General features: G+C 58.5%; 14 protein-coding genes and 1 tRNA gene. 10 read left to right on the top strand and 5 right to left on the bottom strand.

Features of this window, described 5'->3' with window-relative positions:
• The first annotated feature begins 56 nt into the window (after positions 1-56).
• Complete coding sequence (locus OKC40_RS09995) at positions 57-653, top strand: DUF922 domain-containing protein (protein ID WP_270795008.1); 597 nt, start codon at positions 57-59, stop codon at positions 651-653.
• Between the two features lie 131 nt (positions 654-784).
• On the opposite strand, the gene mnmC is transcribed toward OKC40_RS09995, so the two are convergent.
• Positions 785-2,803 carry a bifunctional tRNA (5-methylaminomethyl-2-thiouridine)(34)-methyltransferase MnmD/FAD-dependent 5-carboxymethylaminomethyl-2-thiouridine(34) oxidoreductase MnmC gene (mnmC, locus tag OKC40_RS09990; RefSeq protein WP_270795007.1) on the bottom strand — a complete coding sequence of 673 codons (2,019 nt, stop codon included), beginning with the start codon at positions 2,801-2,803 and terminating at the stop codon, positions 785-787.
• A 90-nt stretch (positions 2,804-2,893) separates the two neighbouring features.
• Here mnmC and fabB point away from each other — a divergent pair, with 90 nt between their 5' ends.
• Positions 2,894-4,105, top strand: a complete 1,212-nt coding sequence (gene fabB / locus OKC40_RS09985; protein ID WP_075112161.1) for a beta-ketoacyl-ACP synthase I — start codon at positions 2,894-2,896, stop codon at positions 4,103-4,105.
• A gap of 289 nt (positions 4,106-4,394) precedes the next feature.
• Here the strand turns inward: fabB and OKC40_RS09980 are convergent, their stop codons facing one another.
• A complete protein-coding gene (locus OKC40_RS09980; RefSeq protein ID WP_042059020.1) occupies positions 4,395-6,080 on the bottom strand; it encodes an aspartate:alanine antiporter in 1,686 nt (561 codons plus the stop codon).
• A 773-nt stretch (positions 6,081-6,853) separates the two neighbouring features.
• A tRNA-Asn gene (locus OKC40_RS09975) sits at positions 6,854-6,929 on the bottom strand.
• Positions 6,930-7,063: 134 nt separating this feature from the next.
• On the opposite strand from OKC40_RS09975, the gene uvrB reads away from it, so the two are divergent.
• The 3 genes from uvrB to OKC40_RS09960 all read left to right on the top strand — a co-directional run bounded on the left by uvrB (position 7,064) and on the right by OKC40_RS09960 (position 10,157).
• On the top strand, positions 7,064-9,076 hold the full coding sequence (uvrB, locus tag OKC40_RS09970; RefSeq protein ID WP_019445830.1) for an excinuclease ABC subunit UvrB: 2,013 nt from the start codon (positions 7,064-7,066) through the stop codon (positions 9,074-9,076).
• Positions 9,073-9,330, top strand: a complete 258-nt coding sequence (locus OKC40_RS09965; RefSeq protein WP_043820318.1) for a YkvA family protein — start codon at positions 9,073-9,075, stop codon at positions 9,328-9,330. The genes uvrB and OKC40_RS09965 overlap by 4 nt, the downstream gene beginning before the upstream one ends.
• Positions 9,331-9,509: 179 nt before the next feature.
• Entirely contained in the window at positions 9,510-10,157 is a 648-nt protein-coding gene (locus OKC40_RS09960) for a DedA family protein (protein WP_047437729.1), read from the top strand.
• A gap of 78 nt (positions 10,158-10,235) precedes the next feature.
• Here OKC40_RS09960 and dsbB read toward each other — a convergent pair whose 3' ends face one another.
• Both dsbB and nhaB read right to left on the bottom strand, forming a co-directional pair.
• Positions 10,236-10,757: a disulfide bond formation protein DsbB gene (gene dsbB / locus OKC40_RS09955; RefSeq protein WP_058051550.1), complete on the bottom strand. Its 522-nt coding sequence runs from the start codon at positions 10,755-10,757 to the stop codon at positions 10,236-10,238.
• Positions 10,758-10,854: 97 nt separating this feature from the next.
• Positions 10,855-12,435, bottom strand: a complete 1,581-nt coding sequence (gene nhaB / locus OKC40_RS09950; RefSeq protein WP_270795001.1) for a Na(+)/H(+) antiporter NhaB — start codon at positions 12,433-12,435, stop codon at positions 10,855-10,857.
• Between the two features lie 333 nt (positions 12,436-12,768).
• Between nhaB and fadR the strand changes: the two genes are divergently transcribed.
• From fadR to OKC40_RS09925, 5 genes are all read left to right on the top strand, one after another.
• Entirely contained in the window at positions 12,769-13,482 is a 714-nt protein-coding gene (fadR, locus tag OKC40_RS09945) for a fatty acid metabolism transcriptional regulator FadR (RefSeq protein ID WP_042059071.1), read from the top strand.
• 265 nt (positions 13,483-13,747) lie between these two features.
• Complete coding sequence (locus OKC40_RS09940; RefSeq protein ID WP_005345965.1) at positions 13,748-13,888, top strand: TIGR02808 family protein; 141 nt, start codon at positions 13,748-13,750, stop codon at positions 13,886-13,888.
• A gap of 188 nt (positions 13,889-14,076) precedes the next feature.
• Positions 14,077-14,634, top strand: coding sequence for a YaeQ family protein (locus OKC40_RS09935; RefSeq protein WP_005336887.1), 558 nt, complete (start codon positions 14,077-14,079; stop codon positions 14,632-14,634).
• A 12-nt stretch (positions 14,635-14,646) separates the two neighbouring features.
• Positions 14,647-15,531: an AEC family transporter gene (locus tag OKC40_RS09930; protein ID WP_201946795.1), complete on the top strand. Its 885-nt coding sequence runs from the start codon at positions 14,647-14,649 to the stop codon at positions 15,529-15,531.
• Between the two features lie 186 nt (positions 15,532-15,717).
• A complete protein-coding gene (locus OKC40_RS09925; protein ID WP_270795000.1) occupies positions 15,718-17,553 on the top strand; it encodes a sigma 54-interacting transcriptional regulator in 1,836 nt (611 codons plus the stop codon).
• Positions 17,554-17,669: the final 116 nt, after the last annotated feature.

The raw sequence follows: 17,669 nt of genomic DNA, 5'->3' as shown, positions 1-17,669 counted from the left end.
GGTGGGGTTCACCAAGGTTGGTACTCCGCCCGTGCAATCAAGGAAGGTAGTCTGGCATGGTCAGCAAGGTTTATGGAGTAGTGGGGGTCGGGTTGTTGCTGTTGCCCCTGATGAGTCAGGCTCAGCCGAGCCGGCCGCAAGTGGTGCCAGAGTCCCGCATCAATGTCCGTTTTTATGAGGTCCATGCAACCAGCCCGGACCAGCTTGCCCGTGCGATTGCCCAAAGTGCCCCCAAGGTAAATGGCAAGCCTGTACTCGGCAAGGCGAGTTATCAGATGGACTGGCAGCTGGAAACCGAGCAGTTGCCGGGACGCTGTCAGCTCAACCGGGTGACGGTCACGACCAACGCCACTGTATTGCTGCCCCGCTGGCGTGAGAGCGCGAGTAGTAACGATCCTTCCCGTCAGCGCTGGGGACGGCTGCTCTCCAGCATGTTTGACTACGAGTCCCGCTTCAAGGAGATGGTGCTGCAAGGGGCCAATCAGGTGGGCGGGGCGATTGCGGCGTTACCCGACCATGCCGATTGTCAGGCGCTGCGTTATGCCGCGTGGGCGGCGGGCAGCGGCGAGCTGAGCAAGGTCAAGGGGCGACTCGATGATTTTCAGCGTCAGACCGGCTACGGCGAACAGCTCGGGGTGCATTGGCCCAAGTGAGCGCTATTCTATATAGGGCATAGGGCCCGATATCCTGCCAACCCTCCTCAATATCACAAGATTTGATAAATAGAATGGCCACCCGATGGGCGGCCATTCTATTTGTTTGCAGATTGCTTGCAGAGTCCGGTTCAGGCCAGTGCTTTGCCCTTGAGCAGTTTGCGTACCCAGTAACGGGCAGGGTGGAGCGCCTCCAGCAGATCGGCGGCCAGCGGCAGGGGATCGCCGCAGATCTCGCTGGCGAGCAGCTCACCACAGAGCGGCGCCGAGCAGAGACCCCGTGAGCCGAGCGCACCCAGCACATAGAGGCCGGGGTGAAGAGGCAGCGGTTGGGCGTTGTGCTGATCATGCTGCAGATGCGCATAGTGATCCGCCAGCCCCTGCAATCTGACGATTGGCCCCACCACCGGCAGGTGATCCCGACTGGCACAGCGCACCCCGACGCGGGCCTCATTGCCACTCACATCCACTTCGGCGGGCCAGGCTTGCTCCGGCAGACAGGCTTGCAGCCGCGCCTGATTCTGGGTTTGCTCCTCGGTACGAAACTCGAGACTGTTCTGGTTGCGGCCATAACTGGCGCCGATGCAGTGCTGCCCGTTGTGCATCGGGGTGAGGTAGCCATCGTAACAGAGCACGGTCTTGAGCTGACGCAAGCTGGCCGTGGTCGGCACATGGCTCACCTGACCGCGCACCGGATAGAGCGGCAGTTCGGCAAAGGGGAGCAGTGCTGGCAACTGGTGACCGGCGGCGACCACCAGATTGGGGGTCTGCCAGTGGCGGCCATCCTGGCTTTCTATGTGCCAAGCATCGGCCTGCTCGGCAATGGCGACCACTTGGGTGTGGTATTCCACCTGCAACAGGCCGCTGGCTTGCGCCTCTTTCAGCGCTGCGCGGGTGAGATCGGCCGGACAGAGCCAGCCCCCCAGCGGGTAGCTGACACCGTCATATCCACTGGGCAAGCCAGATATCGCTTCTGCCTCTGCGGCGGAAAGGGGTTGCATCAGCTCGGGCGGGAAGGGGCCCTGACTCATCTTGGTCAGCTTGGCGCGGGATTTGTCGTCATAGCCCAGCTGTACCACACCGCATAATTCGAAAGCGATGGGATGGTGCTCGGCCAGTGCCAGCAGCCGTTGGCGGGCATAGCCAAAGGCGAGCGAATAGAAGCGCGACAGCGCATCGTGCTCGCCGTTAAGCAGTGGATAGAGCGCGCCCTGGCGGTTACCTGAGGCGCCGGTGGCCGATTCGCCATCTTCGCACAGCAGGGTTACCTTGCGACCCCGTTCCACTAGGGAGAGTGCGGTCATGGCCGAGGCGACGCCGCCACCGATGATCACAATCTCGCCATCCCTGCCTACCGGACGCGCATAATGGTTGGCGATCGTCTGCGCGGGAGCCTTGTCACAGCGCTCACCGATTAACATGGCCCACTTGGTGCCATGGCCCTTGGTCTTTTTCATCGCAAAACCGGATGCGATCAGCCCACGGCGCACAAATCCGGCGCAGGTAAAGGTAGAGATGGTCGCGTTCGCGCGCGCGAGACGGGCCAGCCCATCAAACAGCGCTTGCGTCCACATCTCGGGGTTCTTGGCCGGGGCAAAACCATCCAGATACCAGGCATCGACCAGACCCTCTGTCCGGTGCGGTACCAGCGGCAGCATATCCTTGATGTCGCCAAACCAGAGGTCGAGGCGAATGCGGCCGCCCGCAAAGAGCAGGCGATGACAGCCGGATACCGGCAGCGGCCACTGGGCGATGAGATCCTGGCTCAAGTGGCCAAGCTCGGGCCAGGCGGCCAGCGCCTTGCGCAGATCGCTTTGCGTCAGGGGATATTTCTCGAAACTGATGAAGTGCAGACGGGAGCCGTTGCCGGATTGGGGCGCCTGTTCCAGGAACGCTTGCATTGTCGCCAGAAAGTTAAGACCTGTGCCGAAACCTGTTTCACCTATCACGAAACTGTCACTATCGTGGTGCGAAAATCGCGCAGGTAGCCGGTTTTGCTGCAAAAAGACGTAGCGGGTTTCACTTAGACCGTTATTATTGGAAAAGTACACATCCCCGAAGTCACTGGAGACAGGAGTTCCCGCTTCATTCCAATCCAATCGGGCATGATGTAAGGATGTTTGACTCACGTTTTCCTCGGCTCGCGTCACAAAATCGCGGGCATTCTACGTGAAAGCAGACCAGTTTGGCAGCCGAAAGCGGGTAGACTTGGCGCCAGTTTTTCCAGACGAGATGAATTAATGAGAAGAGCAGTGATCACCGGTATCGGCGTCATCTCCAGTATCGGCAACAACAAGGAAGAAGTGCTGGCCTCCCTGAAAGCAGGTAAATCCGGCATCACCTATTCCGAGCAGTTCGAACAGCACAACCTGCGTAGCCGTGTCTGGGGTAACATCAAACTCGATCCGTCTGAACTGATCGACCGTAAAGTCATGCGTTTCATGGGTGATGCGGCGGCGTACGCCTATCTCTCCATGCAGCAGGCCATTGAAGATGCCGGTCTGCCGGAAGATCAGGTCTCCAACGAGCGTACCGGCCTGGTGGTCGGTTCAGGCGGTGCCTCCGGCAAAAACACCTCCGAGTCTTGCGACATCGCTCGCGAGAAAGGGGTCAAGCGGGTGGGCCCTTACATGGTGCCGCGCACCATGTCCTCCACCACCTCTGCCTGTCTGGCCACCCCGTTCAAGATCAAGGGTGTCAACTACTCCATCAGCTCTGCCTGCGCTACCTCTGCTCACTGCATCGGTCACGCCATGGAGCTGATCCAGCTTGGCAAACAGGATGTGGTGTTCGCTGGCGGCGGTGAAGAGCTGGACTGGTCCTCTACCATCCAGTTTGACGCCATGGGCGCCCTCTCCACCAAGTACAACGACACGCCGGAAAAAGCGTCCCGTACCTATGATGCGGACCGCGACGGCTTCGTTATCTCCGGTGGCGGCGGAATCCTGGTGATCGAAGAGCTGGAGCATGCGCTGGCCCGTGGTGCTCATATCTATGCCGAATTGACCGGTTACGGTGCTACCTCCGATGGTTACGACATGGTTGCTCCGAGCGGTGAAGGCGCGGTGCGTTGCATGAAGATGGCGATGCAGGGTGTCGGCAAGGTTGACTACATCAACACCCACGGTACCTCCACTCCGGTCGGTGATACCAAAGAGCTGGAAGCAATCCAGACTCTGTTTGGCACCAACGGTCCCAAGATCTCTGCCACCAAGGCGATGACCGGCCATGCGCTGGGCGCTGCCGGCGTGCATGAGGCTGTCTACTCCTTGCTGATGATGGAACATGGTTTTATCGCCCCCAGCATCAACATCGAGAATCTGGACGAGAAGGCCGTGGGTCTGCCCATCGTACGTGAGTACGAAGCGGCCGAACTCAACACCGTCATGTCCAACAGCTTCGGCTTTGGCGGTACCAACGCCTCTCTGGTGTTCAGCAAGTTCAAAGCCTGATCATCCGGTTGATATGAAAAAAGCGCCTCAGGGCGCTTTTTTTGTCTTCGGGATCTTGTCATCAATGCTGCAGAGCAGAGCAGAGCAGAGCAGAGCAGAGCAGAGCAGAGCAGAGCAGAGCAGAGCAGAGCAGAGCAGAGCAGAGCATCAGCCATCGTGGGATAGGGGGGCAGAGGTCAGCGCATATGGCTGCTGTCAGATGACGTCACACCAATGAGCCTGCTAGTCAGATAGCAAGAAGGGAGCCGGAGGCTCCCTTCTTTGTTGGCGGTAATTTGATGGCCACTGGCTAGAACCAGAAGCCGATGATAAAGGAGCCCGCCAGGGTCAGCATCACGTTGGCCACCGCATAGGTACCGGCGTAACCGAGCGCAGGAATGGAGCTGTTGGCGGCCTCGTTGACCACATCCATCGCCGGTGCGCAGGTACGGGCACCGGTGATAGCACCGAGCAGCAGAGCGGGGTTCATTTTCAGTACCCAGACCCCGAACAGATAGCCCACCAGCACCGGCAAGGTGGTCACCAGCATGCCGGAGAAGAGCACCACCATACCGACCTCGCTGAGGTGGTCGAGGATGCCGCCACCGGCTTTCAGACCCGTGCTCACCATAAACACTGCAAGACCGAGATCCTTGGCCAATCTGAGCGCGCCGGGCGGCACATAGCCGACCGTCGGGTGGTTGGCACGCAGGTAACCCATCAGAATACCCGCCAGCAGCAGGCCGACGGCGTTGCCGAGGCCAAATTCGATCTGGCCGAACACCAGCGAGACGGAGCCGATTAACAGGCCGAGCACGAAGAAGGTAGTGAAGGCCACCAGATCTGTGGTCTGGCTGTGGATGCTGATAAAGCCGATCTTGTTGGCCAGCAGTTTGACCCGCTGCTTCTCGCCACTGATCTGCAACACGTCGCCTTTTTGCAGCATGATGTTGCGATCGAACGGCATCTCGATCTGGGAGCGGACCACCCGGTTGAGGAAGCACCCTTTCTCGGTGAGGTTGAGCTCCACCAGATGGCGGCCCACCACCGAGTCGTTCTTTACCACGATCTCTTCGGTGACGATCTGCAGGTCGAGCAGGTTGCGATCAAACACCTCTTTACCGTTGCGGTAGTTGACGTCCAGCTTCTCGTGGCTCTCGGGATAGCCCACCAGGGCGATCTCGTCCCCTTCCTGGATGACGGCATCGCCATCCGGGCTCGCCAGGATGCCGTTGCGGCGGATCCGCTCCACGTAGCAGCCGGTGTGGGGGTAGATGCCGGTCTCCCGCAGGGTACGGCCACCGATCCAGGCCGCGAGCTCGGGACCAACCCGATAGGCGCGGATGATGGGCAGATAGGTCTTGCGACTCTCGCTGTCGGAGAGACCCCGCTCGCGGGCGATTTTCTGCGCCTCGGTATTGAGGTCGAGGCGAGCCAGCGAGGGAAGGTAGCGTACCACCAGCATCAGACCCACCAGACCCACCAGATAGGTCAGGGCGTAGCCGATACCCATGTTGTCGAGCACCGCCTGCATATCGGTTTGATGGGGCAGGTTGAGCAGACCGCTGCGCAGGGCATCCTGGGCACCCACCAGCGCCGGTGTCGAGGTGAGGGAACCCGCCAGGATCCCCGCCGCCATGCCCGGCCCCAGATTGAAGAACTTGGCGAGCCCCACCGTCAGCAGCAGGGCGGTTAGCAAGATCACCAGGGTCAGGGTGATGTAGTGGATGCCGTCGCGCAGGAAGACGCTGAAGAAGTGAGGGCCCGCCTCGATCCCCACACAGAAGATGAACAGCATAAAGCCGACGTTTTCAGTGGTGGCAGCAAATTCGAAGCCCATCTGGCCGAACAGCAGGGCGGTGAACAACACGCCGATGGTGTTGCCAATCTGGAAGTTGCCAAGACGAACTTTGCCCAGCAGCAGGCCGAAGGCCAATACCACGAACAGCAGCAGGGAGTCGCTTTGATGTAGCAGTGTCACGAAATCTATGGTCATGCCCGGAAAAACCGAGGAAAAAAGTGGGGTCGATATTGTGCCGTATCTATCCCCAATAAAGAAGCGCAACGGGACGATTAATCGGACGTTATCGGACGCTATTTGCGGACAAGGTGGCGGGATAGGGAGACAAGCGGATGAAATCAGGAGGTTTTTGCTGCCACAGCGGATGTCAATTAGTGAAAAATGCTGCCCGCTACCGACGCTGCCCGGTCGTGGGCAATATTATAGATTCTGCTGTCCAGCCGGTCGCCGGAGCGCAGTTTCGGCATATTCAACCACAGGTGAGCCGCCGTGCTAACCATGCAAATATCGCTTGATTTTATCCGCTTGCTCACGGGAAAAGGGCTGGCAAAAAGATGTCTCAGGAAAGTGCCAATAGAGCCTGTTGCCTACCTGTTACAGAGTCCGTGGCAAAACAGCATAAAATCAGGTTTGCTGGCAAAACGGGCTCTTGCCGATGACAACAACGGGCAATCCCGCGTCCTGACAGGGCTTGCTGCACTTACCCACAGAATCTGTGGATAACCCTGTTTATGAATCCTGTGCATCGCCCGCAAAGCCGCGCCACTACTGGGGTGCAAGTGCTGTTCAAAAAATACCGGAAGAAAAATGTTTGTATAAAAATCAAATAGTTATAAACGACAGGAGAAAACTCTGTCGGGCCGGAACGGGTAACAAAAGGGAGCGTCAGCAGCAAGAGGGATCTTGTGCATTAAAATTGGCAGGAGAGGGCACTAAAGTGGATAACTTGCACCGAGATGGTGAGGAATTGGCTCCCCCGACTGGACTTGAACCAGTGACATACGGATTAACAGTCCGCTGTTCTACCGACTGAACTACGGGGGAACATCGAGCAAGGAGGAGCACTATACAGAAGGTGCCAAAGGTGGTCAAGCCATTCGCGTGGGTGATGGCGCGGGTGTACCACTGCTAAACCCTCGGTTACACTGCTCCTCTGCTGTTTTGTGTCGGGAGTGTTCATGAGCAAATTGTTCAAGTTAGCCAGCCAGTTTCAACCCGCCGGGGATCAGCCCACGGCGATTGCCCAACTGCTGGATGGCATCGAGTCGGGGCTGGCCCACCAGACCCTGCTCGGGGTGACCGGTTCGGGCAAGACCTTCACCATGGCCAATGTCATCGCCACCCTGAACCGCCCGACCATGATCCTGGCGCCCAACAAGACCCTGGCCGCCCAGCTCTATGGCGAGATGAAGGAGTTCTTCCCCGACAATGCGGTGGAGTATTTCGTCTCCTACTACGACTACTACCAGCCCGAAGCCTATGTGCCGACCACCGACACCTTTATAGAGAAGGATGCCTCCATCAACGATCACATCGAGCAGATGCGATTGTCGGCCACCAAGGCGCTGCTGGAGCGGCGCGATGTGGTGATCGTGGCTTCGGTGTCGGCCATCTATGGTTTGGGGGATCCCCAGGCTTATCTGAGCATGATGTTGCACTTGAAAGTGGGGGATGTGATCAACCAGCGGGATATCCTGCGTCGCCTCGCCGAGCTGCAGTACACCCGCAACGACATGGCGTTTCAACGCGGCACCTTCCGGGTGCGCGGTGAAGTGATCGACATCTACCCCGCCGAATCGGACAAGCTGGCCCTGCGGGTAGAGCTGTTTGATGAAGAGGTGGAGCGCCTCTCCCAGTTCGACCCGCTGACCGGCGCCATCGAGCAGACGGTGGTGCGCTATACCATCTACCCCAAGACCCACTACGCAACCCCGCGCGAAACCATTCTGGGGGCTATCGAGCATATCAAGGAGGAGCTGCGCAGTCGCCGCGAGCAGCTGTTGTCCCTCAACAAGCTGGTTGAAGAGCAGCGCATCAGCCAGCGTACCCAGTTCGACATGGAGATGATGCAGGAGCTGGGTTACTGCTCCGGTATCGAGAACTACAGCCGCTACCTCTCCGGCCGTGCGCCGGGGGAGCCGCCGCCGACCCTGTTTGACTACCTGCCGGGGGACGGTCTGCTCATCATCGACGAGTCCCACGTCACGGTGCCGCAGATCGGCGCCATGTTCAAAGGGGACCGCTCCCGCAAGGAGACTCTGGTGGAGTACGGCTTCCGGCTCCCCTCTGCGCTGGACAACCGGCCGCTCAAGTTCGACGAATTTGAAGCGCTGATGCCGCAGACTGTGTTTGTTTCGGCGACTCCCGGCCCCTACGAGCTGGAGAAGTCCGGCGGCGATGTGGTGCAGCAGGTGGTGCGCCCAACCGGCTTGCTCGATCCGGAGATCGAGGTGCGTCCTGTGACCACGCAGGTGGACGATCTGCTCTCCGAGATCCGCAAGCGGGTCGCCGTCGAGGAACGGGTGCTGGTTACTACCCTGACCAAGCGGATGGCGGAAGACTTGACCGAGTATCTGGCGGAGCACGACGTCAAGGTGCGCTATCTCCACTCCGATATCGACACGGTCGAACGGGTGGAGATCATCCGCGATCTGCGCCTTGGCAAGTTCGATGTGCTGGTGGGCATCAACCTGTTGCGGGAAGGTCTCGACATGCCGGAGGTGTCGCTGGTGGCGATTCTCGATGCGGATAAGGAGGGCTTCCTGCGCTCGACCCGCTCGCTGATCCAGACCATCGGCCGGGCGGCGCGTAACCTCAACGGCAAGGTCATTCTCTACGGCGATACCATCACCAACTCGATGAAGGTAGCCATTGAGGAGACCGAGCGGCGCCGCGCCTTGCAGCATGCCCATAACCTCAAGCATGGGATCACCCCCAAAGGGCTCAACAAATCCATTGGCGATGTGATGGACATGGGGGGCAGCCGCACGGCAGGCAAACCAGGCAAGGGGATGCGCAAGGCAGCCGAGCCGCAAGGGGAATACCATGTCCGCTCAGCCAGCGAGATTGCCAAAGAGATCAAGCGGATGGAGGAACAGATGTTCCAACATGCCCGGGATCTGGAGTTCGAACAGGCGGCGGCACTGCGGGATCAGATCCAGCGGCTGCGCAGCGAGTTGATCGAATCATGAGCCGTAAACGCTGGCTGATTTGGCAACGACTTCGTCGTCTCTATCAGGGCTTTCGCCATCCCGGTACCCCCTGGTGGGCGAGGGGCCTGGTGATCCTTATCCTGCTCTATGGCATCAGTCCGGTGGATCTTATCCCCGACGTGGTGCCCTTGCTGGGTTGGTTCGATGATGTGACCCTGCTGCTTGTGTTGCTATGGGGTTGGGAGCGTTGTCTTCCCCCTGCAGTGCGCAGCGAGCTGGAACAGGCCTCCTAGTTCACCTTTTCAACACCACGCTCGACATCACTCTTTGTGTTCCCACCCTCGAAGGAAGCGGAAAAACGGTTTCATTTGATGGTGGGCGCTGCGGGATGAAAAAGAGGCAGGCCCGGTGATTGTCGCCCGGATGGCATTGGCGTAGACTCCACGCCGTTCACTTTATGGGTATGGAAAAAATGGATCTGATCCTCTTTGCAATCGACTTTATTCTGCACGTAGACGTGCATTTGAAAGAGCTGTTCGAGAACTATGGCGTCTGGGTTTACGCCATCCTGTTTCTGATCATCTTCTGTGAAACCGGGTTGGTAGTGACGCCGTTCCTGCCGGGTGACTCCCTGCTGTTTGCCGCCGGTGCGCTTACCGTGGGCAGCGTGCTGGACGTCCATACCCTGGCGGCCGTGCTGATCATCGCTGCCGTGCTGGGCAACGTGGTCAACTACACCATTGGCCATTTCTTCGGCGAGCAGTTGTTCCGCAACCCGGATTCAAAAATCTTCCGCCGCGACTATCTGGAGAAGACCCACGCCTTCTATGCCAAGCATGGTGGCAAGACCATCATCATCACCCGCTTCCTGCCTATCGTGCGTACGTTTGCGCCGTTCGTGGCAGGGATGGGGGCCATGACCTATCCGCGCTTCCTGGCGTTCAACCTGGTTGGCGGTCTGCTGTGGGTACTCTCTTTCGTCTATGCCGGCCACTTCTTTGGCAATCTGCCGGTGGTACGTCACAACTTTACCCTGCTGATCTTCGGCATCATCGGCATCTCCCTGTTGCCCATGGTAATCGGCGCGGTCAAGGCCAAGATGGGTACTGCCAGGGCGTAACCAGAAATACGGTCAGCCAGAACGAGAAAGGGGGAGCCATAATGGCTCCCCCTTTTTATCTCCACACTGCCATGATGATCAGTTGCAGCAACGCCCTTTCACCAGATTGCCGATGGCCACCACGGTGAAGACCAGCAGATAGGCGGCGAAGATGACGACCAGCCACTGGGGCATGGAGTAACCGAAGAACTGCCAGGTGATCTGGGCACAATCCCCTTCCGGCATAAAGAGCCAGGGGAGCCACTGATCGAGCGGGGCCCAACTCGGGAAGTCGGCAAACGGGCTGCAGACGTTGAACGGGGAGGGGTTGACCTGATAGTCCACATGCTGGAGTGCCAGCTGGAAGCCACGGAAAGCACTGTAGCCCCACAGCAACATGGCGCTCCAGCGCACATACCACTTATCCGGCGCCACCATGCCGAGCAGACCGGCGGCCAGCACACCTAGGGTCGCCAACCGTTCGTAAACGCACATTACGCACGGGGAGAGGCCCAACACATGCTGGAAGAAGAGGGCGCACAACTCGAGGAACAGGGCTGATGCTGCCAGCAGACCCCAGGCCAGCCGATGGGCGGCGATACGGCGGAGAAACTCGATCATCTCATTGATCTCTCAGAAAAAACAGTGGCTGAATTAGAGCAGAGCGGGGCAGAAAAGAAAAGGGCCCTGAAGGGCCCCCGGGATCCGTAGTCACGGATTAATGAAGCGCTGGCTGCACTGCTGGCAGCGCACTCTCCATCACCAGCCATCCGTGCTGATAGAACCACTCGGTGGTCGGAGCGAGCAGCAACTCCACGGCGAAGAAGCCGACCAGTCCCAGCACTATGGTGTAGGGCAGCGCCATCCAGACCATGCGCCCATAAGAAAGGCGCAGCAGTGGCGCCAGTGCCGAGGTGAGCATGAACAGGAAGGCGGCCTGACCATTCGGGGTGGCGACCGACGGCAGGTTGGTGCCGGTGTTGATGGCCACCGCCAGCAGATCGAACTGGGCGCGGTCGATGGCGCCATTGATCAGCGCAGTCTTCACCTCGTTGATATAGACGGTGCCGACGAAGACGTTGTCACTGACCATGGAGAGCACCCCGTTGGCCAGATAGAAGAGGGCCAGCTGGTTCTCCGGTTTGGCTGCCAGTACCAGCTGGATCACCGGTTTGAACAGCTGCTGATCGATGATGACGGCGACCACGCTGAAGAAGACCGCCAGCAGGGCAGTGAAGGGAAGCGCCTCTTGGAAGGCTTTACCCAGTGAGTGCTCCTCGGTGATCCCGGTCAGGGAGGTGGCCAGCACAATGACCGAGAGGCCAATCAGGCCAACGGCAGCCAGGTGCATGGCCAGACCGACGATCAGCCAGACCGCAATCAATGCCTGAACGATCAGCTTGGCCTTGTCTTGCGGGCTGCGTTTTGCCTCTTCGTAGCGGTTGTACTCCTCCATGATGGCGCGAACCGTGTCCGGCAGGCGGGCGCCATAGCCAAACCAGCGGCACTGTTCCACCAGCACGCAGGTCAGCAGACCGCAGATAAAGACAGGGATGGTCACGGGGGACATGCGAATGGCAAATTCGGCGAAGTTCCAGCCAGCTTGCTCGCCGATGATGAGGTTTTGCGGTTCGCCCACCAGGGTGCAGACACCACCCAACGCGGTACCGATGGCGGCATGCATCATCAGGCTGCGCAGGAAGGCGCGAAAATCGTCGAGATCCTGGCGATTGAGCTCGGCGACTTCCTCGTCATGGCTATGGTCGTGGGGATTGGCAAACTCCTTGCCGGACGAGACCTTGTGATAAATGGCATAAAATCCTGTGGCGACGCTGATCACCACCGCAATCACGGTCAGGGCGTCGAGAAAGGCCGACAGGAAGGCGGACACCAGACAGAAGGAGAGGGAGAGCAGGATCTTGGATCGCACCCCGATCAGCAGCTTGGTGAAGACATAGAGCAGCAGCTGCTTCATGAAATAGATGCCTGCCACCATGAATACCAGCAGCAGCAGCACTTCGATATTGGCGACCAGCTCGTGCTTGACCTGATCGGCGGAGGTCATGCCGATCAACACGGCTTCGATAGCGAGCAGACCGCCCGGTTGCAGGGGGTAGCACTTGAGGGCCATGGCCAGGGTGAAGATAAACTCAACGACCAGTAACCAGCCCGCAATGAAAGGATCGAGGTGGAAGGCGATCGGGTTGATCACCAGAAATAGCAAGATGGCGCTTTTGTACCACTGTGGTGCATTGCCCAAGAAGTTCTTGGCGAATGCCTGCCCTAGGCTTATTGGCATGATAATGGGTCTCAACTTTGTTGTTAGGATCTGCTTCTATGCAGTCAAGGATGATTCGACCTGTGCCTCCGGATGTTGGCCTTTATCTGTCTGATTCCTCGTGATTTTAATCAAAAAGCGTGACGATTATAAATGATAGCCGATGGATCTCTGCCCATGTGCCTGTTTTATAACCATCTTGTCGGGGTTGGCTGGCTCCCCTGTGGTGATTAAATACATATTACTAACACTATATTTGCCATATGTGAGCAGAGGACTGACCTTATGCTTGCCAGCCATCTGCGCTTTGATATCATTCGTCAGCCTTTTTACGCATTACAACAGAGTCAATTCATGGTTATAAAAGCGCAGAGCCCAGCAGGGTTTGCCGAGGAATACATCATCGAGTCCATCTGGAACAATCGCTTTCCTCCCGGATCTATTCTGCCCGCCGAGCGTGAATTATCCGAGTTGATCGGGGTGACGCGGACCACCTTGCGCGAAGTGCTGCAGCGACTGGCCCGTGATGGCTGGTTGACCATCCAGCATGGCAAGCCGACCAAGGTGAACAATTTCTGGGAAACCTCCGGCCTCAATATTCTGGAGACGCTGGCTCGTCTGGATCAGGACAAGGTGCCGGATCTGGTAGCCCAGCTGCTCTCCGCCCGTACCCACATTTGCACCATCTTTATTCGCGGGGCGATCCGTCACAATCCGGAGCAGGCCGCCGAGATCCTGCGTGGCGCCGATGGGGTCGAGAACAACGCACAGGCTTATGCCGAGTTCGATTATCGTCTGCACCACCAGCTGGCGTTTGCTTCCGGCAATCCGATCTACGCCCTGATCCTGAACGGTTTCAAAGGGTTGTATAGCCGGGTCGGCAGCTACTACTTCTCCGACAAGCAGGCTCGCGAGACCGCAGATGCCTACTACAAGACTCTGCTCAATCTGGCCGAGACCAAGAACCACGAAGCCGTGTTCATGACGGTGCGTCAGTACGGTATCGAGTCCGGCAAGCTGTGGACCCGCCTGCGTCAGGACATGCCAAGCGATCTGTGCGACAACTGATCCTTTGCCTGTGCTGCCCAAGAAACGCGCCATCCGGCGCGTTTTTTTATCCTTCCGGTTTTGTGTCTATGCTTGATTGGCGGTGGTAATTGCTTGAACTGCATGGATATTTGGCCAAAAAGTTTGATTCAGCGCAAATGAACCCTGCATTTATCACTTTGGTGGCATAGGACCCAACCGCTGATTGAGGTCAAATGGAGGCATCAAGAGCGGAGCCAATATCCGCCAGAAGGAACACACCTTTCACCGGATGAAGGACACAACAATGAGTCTTCTTGAACACACCATCTGGACAGTACTGGGATATGGGGCCATGCCCTTTATCTTTCTGAGCGGATTCGTGGCGGTGGCAGTGACCTGTTGCATGCTGCTGAACGCGTTCGGGGTACAGTCCGCCGAGAAGTGAGTCGCTTCTCCATGCCGCCAAATGCCAGTCTTCGGACTGGCATTTGTTTTTTGTGTCTTTTAAAGCACTTATCCCGGCAGGGAAGGGGAAATCTTTGGTCAGGATGGTCGAACCTGCCGCCGATTTTGATTACACTGGCGCCCGTATTTCCCACTCACCCTTCTCTTATCAGGTGTTCAAGGTTTTCTATGGCTCTCAAGGCAACCGTATTCAAGGCCCAGATCAGTTTGTCTGATATGGATCGCAATCTGTATCAGGACTTCTCCCTCACGCTGGCGCGCCACCCCTCCGAAACCGATGAGCGGATGATGATCCGGCTGGCGGCCTTTGCCTGGCACGCCGCCGAGCGACTGGAATTCACCAAGGGATTGAGCGCCGATGATGAACCCGAGCTCTGGTGCAAGAACTACTCGGACGAAATAGAGCTCTGGATCGAGCTGGGCCAACCCGATGAAAAACGGCTCAAAAAAGCCTGCAACCGCGCCCGTCAGGTGGTGCTCTATCTCTACGGTGGTCGTGGCACCAGCGTTTGGTGGAAGCAGAACCAGGGCAAGCTGAGCCAGCATGACAACCTCAGCATCATCGAACTCTCCGACAGCCAGACTCTGCCGCTCACCGCCATGGTCGAGCGTACCATGCAGCTCACCTGCACTATCTCCGATGGTCAGCTCTGGGTCAGTAACGGCGCACTGGAAGTGACGCTGGATCCGGTGGTGCTGATGGGCAAACCGGCCCGCGAACTGTAACGGACGCCGCCCATGTTCAGCGCCTTGCTCAATATCGTCATTCCGGTGTTCGGTGTGGTCGGGCTCGGCGCCCTCTACGGGCGATTGCGACCGGGGGCCGCGCTCGGTTACGTCAATCGGGCTAATATCGAGCTGTTTACCCCGGCGCTGGTCTTCTCCGCGCTGGTCAAGTATCCGCTGGTGCTGGCGGAGCATCTGCCGCTGATTGCGGCGGGGGCGCTGGTTATTCTGTTACCCGGTCTGCTGCTCGCGCTGCTCAAACTCAAAGGGATTGAGCGGGCAGCCCTGATCTTGCCCGCCATGTTCCGAAATACTGGCAATCTCGGTATCCCCTTGATGGTGCTGGCGTTTGGCGAGCAGCAACTGGGGGCCATCGTGATCCTCTTTGTGCTCTCCAATCTGCTGCACTTCTCGGTCGGCATGTTTATTCTCTCGGCCAATACCTCCCGCTGGCTGTGGCTGCGCAGCCCTGTGTTGTGGGCCGCGCTGGCCGGTTTGCTGGTGGCTAACCTGCACATTACGCTGCCGGAATATGTGGTGACCACGGCCTCGCTGCTCGGCCAGATCTCGGTGCCCCTGATGCTCTTTGCGCTGGGCATTCGCCTGATGGAGGGAGAGCTCGATCACCTTGGCCTCGCGCTCAAGTGCAACCTGCTCTATCTGCTGGCGGGGGGATTGTCGCTGCTGCTGGCGATCTGGCTGTTGCCGCTCAAGACGGAGTGGATCCCGCTGTTGATGTTGTCGGTTTCCTTGCCCCCTGCGGTCTTGAATTACATGCTCTGCGAGCAGTATCACTGTCAGCCGGACAAGGTGGCCAGTATCGTGCTCGGCGGCAATGCCCTCTCTGTGCTGGTGATCCCGCTGGCGGTCTGGCTCGCGCTCCATCTGCCGGGCTAAGCCGGAGGCCATCTTCTATATTTCTGTTTTTATTGGTTTTTATCCGCACCTCAGAAGGTTCTGATAATACCGCCCATTTTCCCTTTTCGTGATCCCCCCCGAAGTAGTTGCTCCTGATATCCCTTAGTATCTGGCCAGCATGACTCCCTTTAGGGGGAGGATAACAAGAACAAAAAGGAATGATGGATGAGATCCGTGAGCAACCAATGTCTGTTGATGCAGATCCAGCCGACCATCTTGCGTTTTGCCAAGATGCTGGCGAGTGTGCTGCAGCTTGAGGTCGAGATTGTGGATGCCGATATGGTTCGGGTGGCTGGCACCGGGCCCTATGGCAAGTTCTTCGGACGTCAGCTGGAGGGGGATTCCCGCCTGCTGCGCTATGTGATTGATAACCAGCGGGAGAAGATCGTTACCCACACCAGCGATGATCCCGTGTGTGACGGTTGTACCTGCAAGGAGAGCTGCCGTGAGCGCGCCTTCCTCGGGGTGCCGATCATGGTGGACGAGCGCTGTATCGGGGTGATCAGTCTGGTGGCCTTCAGCGACGAGCAGCAGGCGCGCCTCAACAACAATCTGCAGGATGTGTGTGACTATGTGCGCCACATCTCCACCATCTTTGTGGCCAAATTGCTCGATTCGCGCGGGCTGTCGGACGGGGTCAACAAGGTGTTCCTCAATCTGATGACCAACATGGATCAGGGTTGCCTGCTGCTCGATGACAAGAGTCAACTGCTCTACGCCAACGAGGCGGCGCTCCATCATCTGGGTTGCCAGCAGGAACAGCTGCAGGGGCGCGAGCTGGGGATCCGTCCACTTACCTTCTCCCGGCAGGGGCTGAGTGGCCATATCCAGCACATCATCACCTTTGAAGGTCGTCAGGAGCTGATCATCGGCCAGCTGCACCATGTGCAGGGCCAGCAGCTGTTTCTGATGGCCTTTCACCAGTCACACTCCGGTCAGGTTCAGGAGCCGGATCCAGATGTGCGGATCGATCAGCTTATCGGCGAGAGCAAGCCGATGCGCACCCTCAAGCGGCTGCTGCACCGCATCGCCCAGAGCCCCTCCAGCGTGCTGATCTGCGGCGAGAGCGGCACCGGTAAAGAGGTGGTGGCCCGCGCCGTCCATCGCTTGAGTCCCCGTCAGGATAAACCCTTCATCGCCATTAACTGCGCCGCCATTCCCGAACAACTGCTGGAGAGCGAGCTGTTTGGCTATGTGAAGGGATCCTTTACCGGCGCCTCCAGTGGCGGCAAGCAGGGCCTGATTCAGGCGGCCCATCAGGGCACCCTGTTCCTCGACGAGATTGGCGACATGCCGCTCACCATGCAGGCGAAGCTGCTGCGGGTGCTGGAGCTACGGGAGGTGACCCCTATCGGGGCCAGCCGGCCGGTGCCGGTGGATATCCGCATCATCGCCGCCACTCACCAGCATCTCGATCAATACATCGCCGAAGGGAAGTTTCGCGAGGATCTCTACTACCGCATCAACGTCATCCCCCTCAACCTGCCGCCGCTGCGGGAGCGGGAAGGGGACGTGGAGCTGCTGACCCACTACTTCCTCAACCTCCACACCAGCCGGATCGGCATCGTCTACCCCGGTCTGGCGCCCGAGGTGATGGCACTGCTCAAGGGGTATCGCTGGCCGGGCAACGTGCGCGAGCTCAGCAACCTCATCGAATATCTGGTCAACGTCAGCCAGGCGGGCGAGGTGATCGACGCCAGCCTGCTGCCCCCCAATATCATCCGCAATCAGGAGCCCCATCGCGTGACGGCCCAGTCGATCCCGGTGACCAACCTGGATGCGGCATTCAATGTCCCTGCCGCCGCACCGCTCGCGGCCATGTCGGAGAAGCTGCCTGAATCCGTCCCGGGTGAGAGCGGCCTTGAGAGCATGGAGAAACAGATGATTGAAGAGACCCTGCAGCGGCTTGGCAACAAAAAATTGGCCGCACAGGCGCTGGGGATTGGGATTGCTACCCTCTATCGCAAGATAAAGAAGTACGAGATTGCCGTGCAGAGCTGAAGATCTGGCTGCGTCTATCCGGCCCGTGTCGTTTATCGGATGACACGGGCTTTTTATTGGAACAAGGTTCTGCGCCATTGCCCGGTCGGTGCTGAACGGATTGGCGGGGCAGGGGA

Source organism: Aeromonas sp. QDB11 (assembly GCF_027705265.1).
GTDB classification, from domain to species: domain Bacteria; phylum Pseudomonadota; class Gammaproteobacteria; order Enterobacterales; family Aeromonadaceae; genus Aeromonas; species Aeromonas allosaccharophila.
This window is presented reverse-complemented; position numbering and strand designations above follow the sequence as displayed.

Coding starts and splice junctions, on each gene's coding strand:
- uvrB (WP_019445830.1), top strand. CDS start 7,064: ATGAGCAAATTGTTCAAGTTAGCCAGCCAGTTTCAACCCGCCGGGGAT.
- OKC40_RS09935 (WP_005336887.1), top strand. CDS start 14,077: ATGGCTCTCAAGGCAACCGTATTCAAGGCCCAGATCAGTTTGTCTGAT.
- OKC40_RS09965 (WP_043820318.1), top strand. CDS start 9,073: ATGAGCCGTAAACGCTGGCTGATTTGGCAACGACTTCGTCGTCTCTAT.
- OKC40_RS09995 (WP_270795008.1), top strand. CDS start 57: ATGGTCAGCAAGGTTTATGGAGTAGTGGGGGTCGGGTTGTTGCTGTTG.
- OKC40_RS09940 (WP_005345965.1), top strand. CDS start 13,748: ATGAGTCTTCTTGAACACACCATCTGGACAGTACTGGGATATGGGGCC.
- OKC40_RS09930 (WP_201946795.1), top strand. CDS start 14,647: ATGTTCAGCGCCTTGCTCAATATCGTCATTCCGGTGTTCGGTGTGGTC.
- fadR (WP_042059071.1), top strand. CDS start 12,769: ATGGTTATAAAAGCGCAGAGCCCAGCAGGGTTTGCCGAGGAATACATC.
- OKC40_RS09960 (WP_047437729.1), top strand. CDS start 9,510: ATGGATCTGATCCTCTTTGCAATCGACTTTATTCTGCACGTAGACGTG.
- OKC40_RS09925 (WP_270795000.1), top strand. CDS start 15,718: ATGAGATCCGTGAGCAACCAATGTCTGTTGATGCAGATCCAGCCGACC.
- OKC40_RS09980 (WP_042059020.1), bottom strand. CDS start 6,080: ATGACCATAGATTTCGTGACACTGCTACATCAAAGCGACTCCCTGCTG.
- dsbB (WP_058051550.1), bottom strand. CDS start 10,757: ATGATCGAGTTTCTCCGCCGTATCGCCGCCCATCGGCTGGCCTGGGGT.
- fabB (WP_075112161.1), top strand. CDS start 2,894: ATGAGAAGAGCAGTGATCACCGGTATCGGCGTCATCTCCAGTATCGGC.
- nhaB (WP_270795001.1), bottom strand. CDS start 12,435: ATGCCAATAAGCCTAGGGCAGGCATTCGCCAAGAACTTCTTGGGCAAT.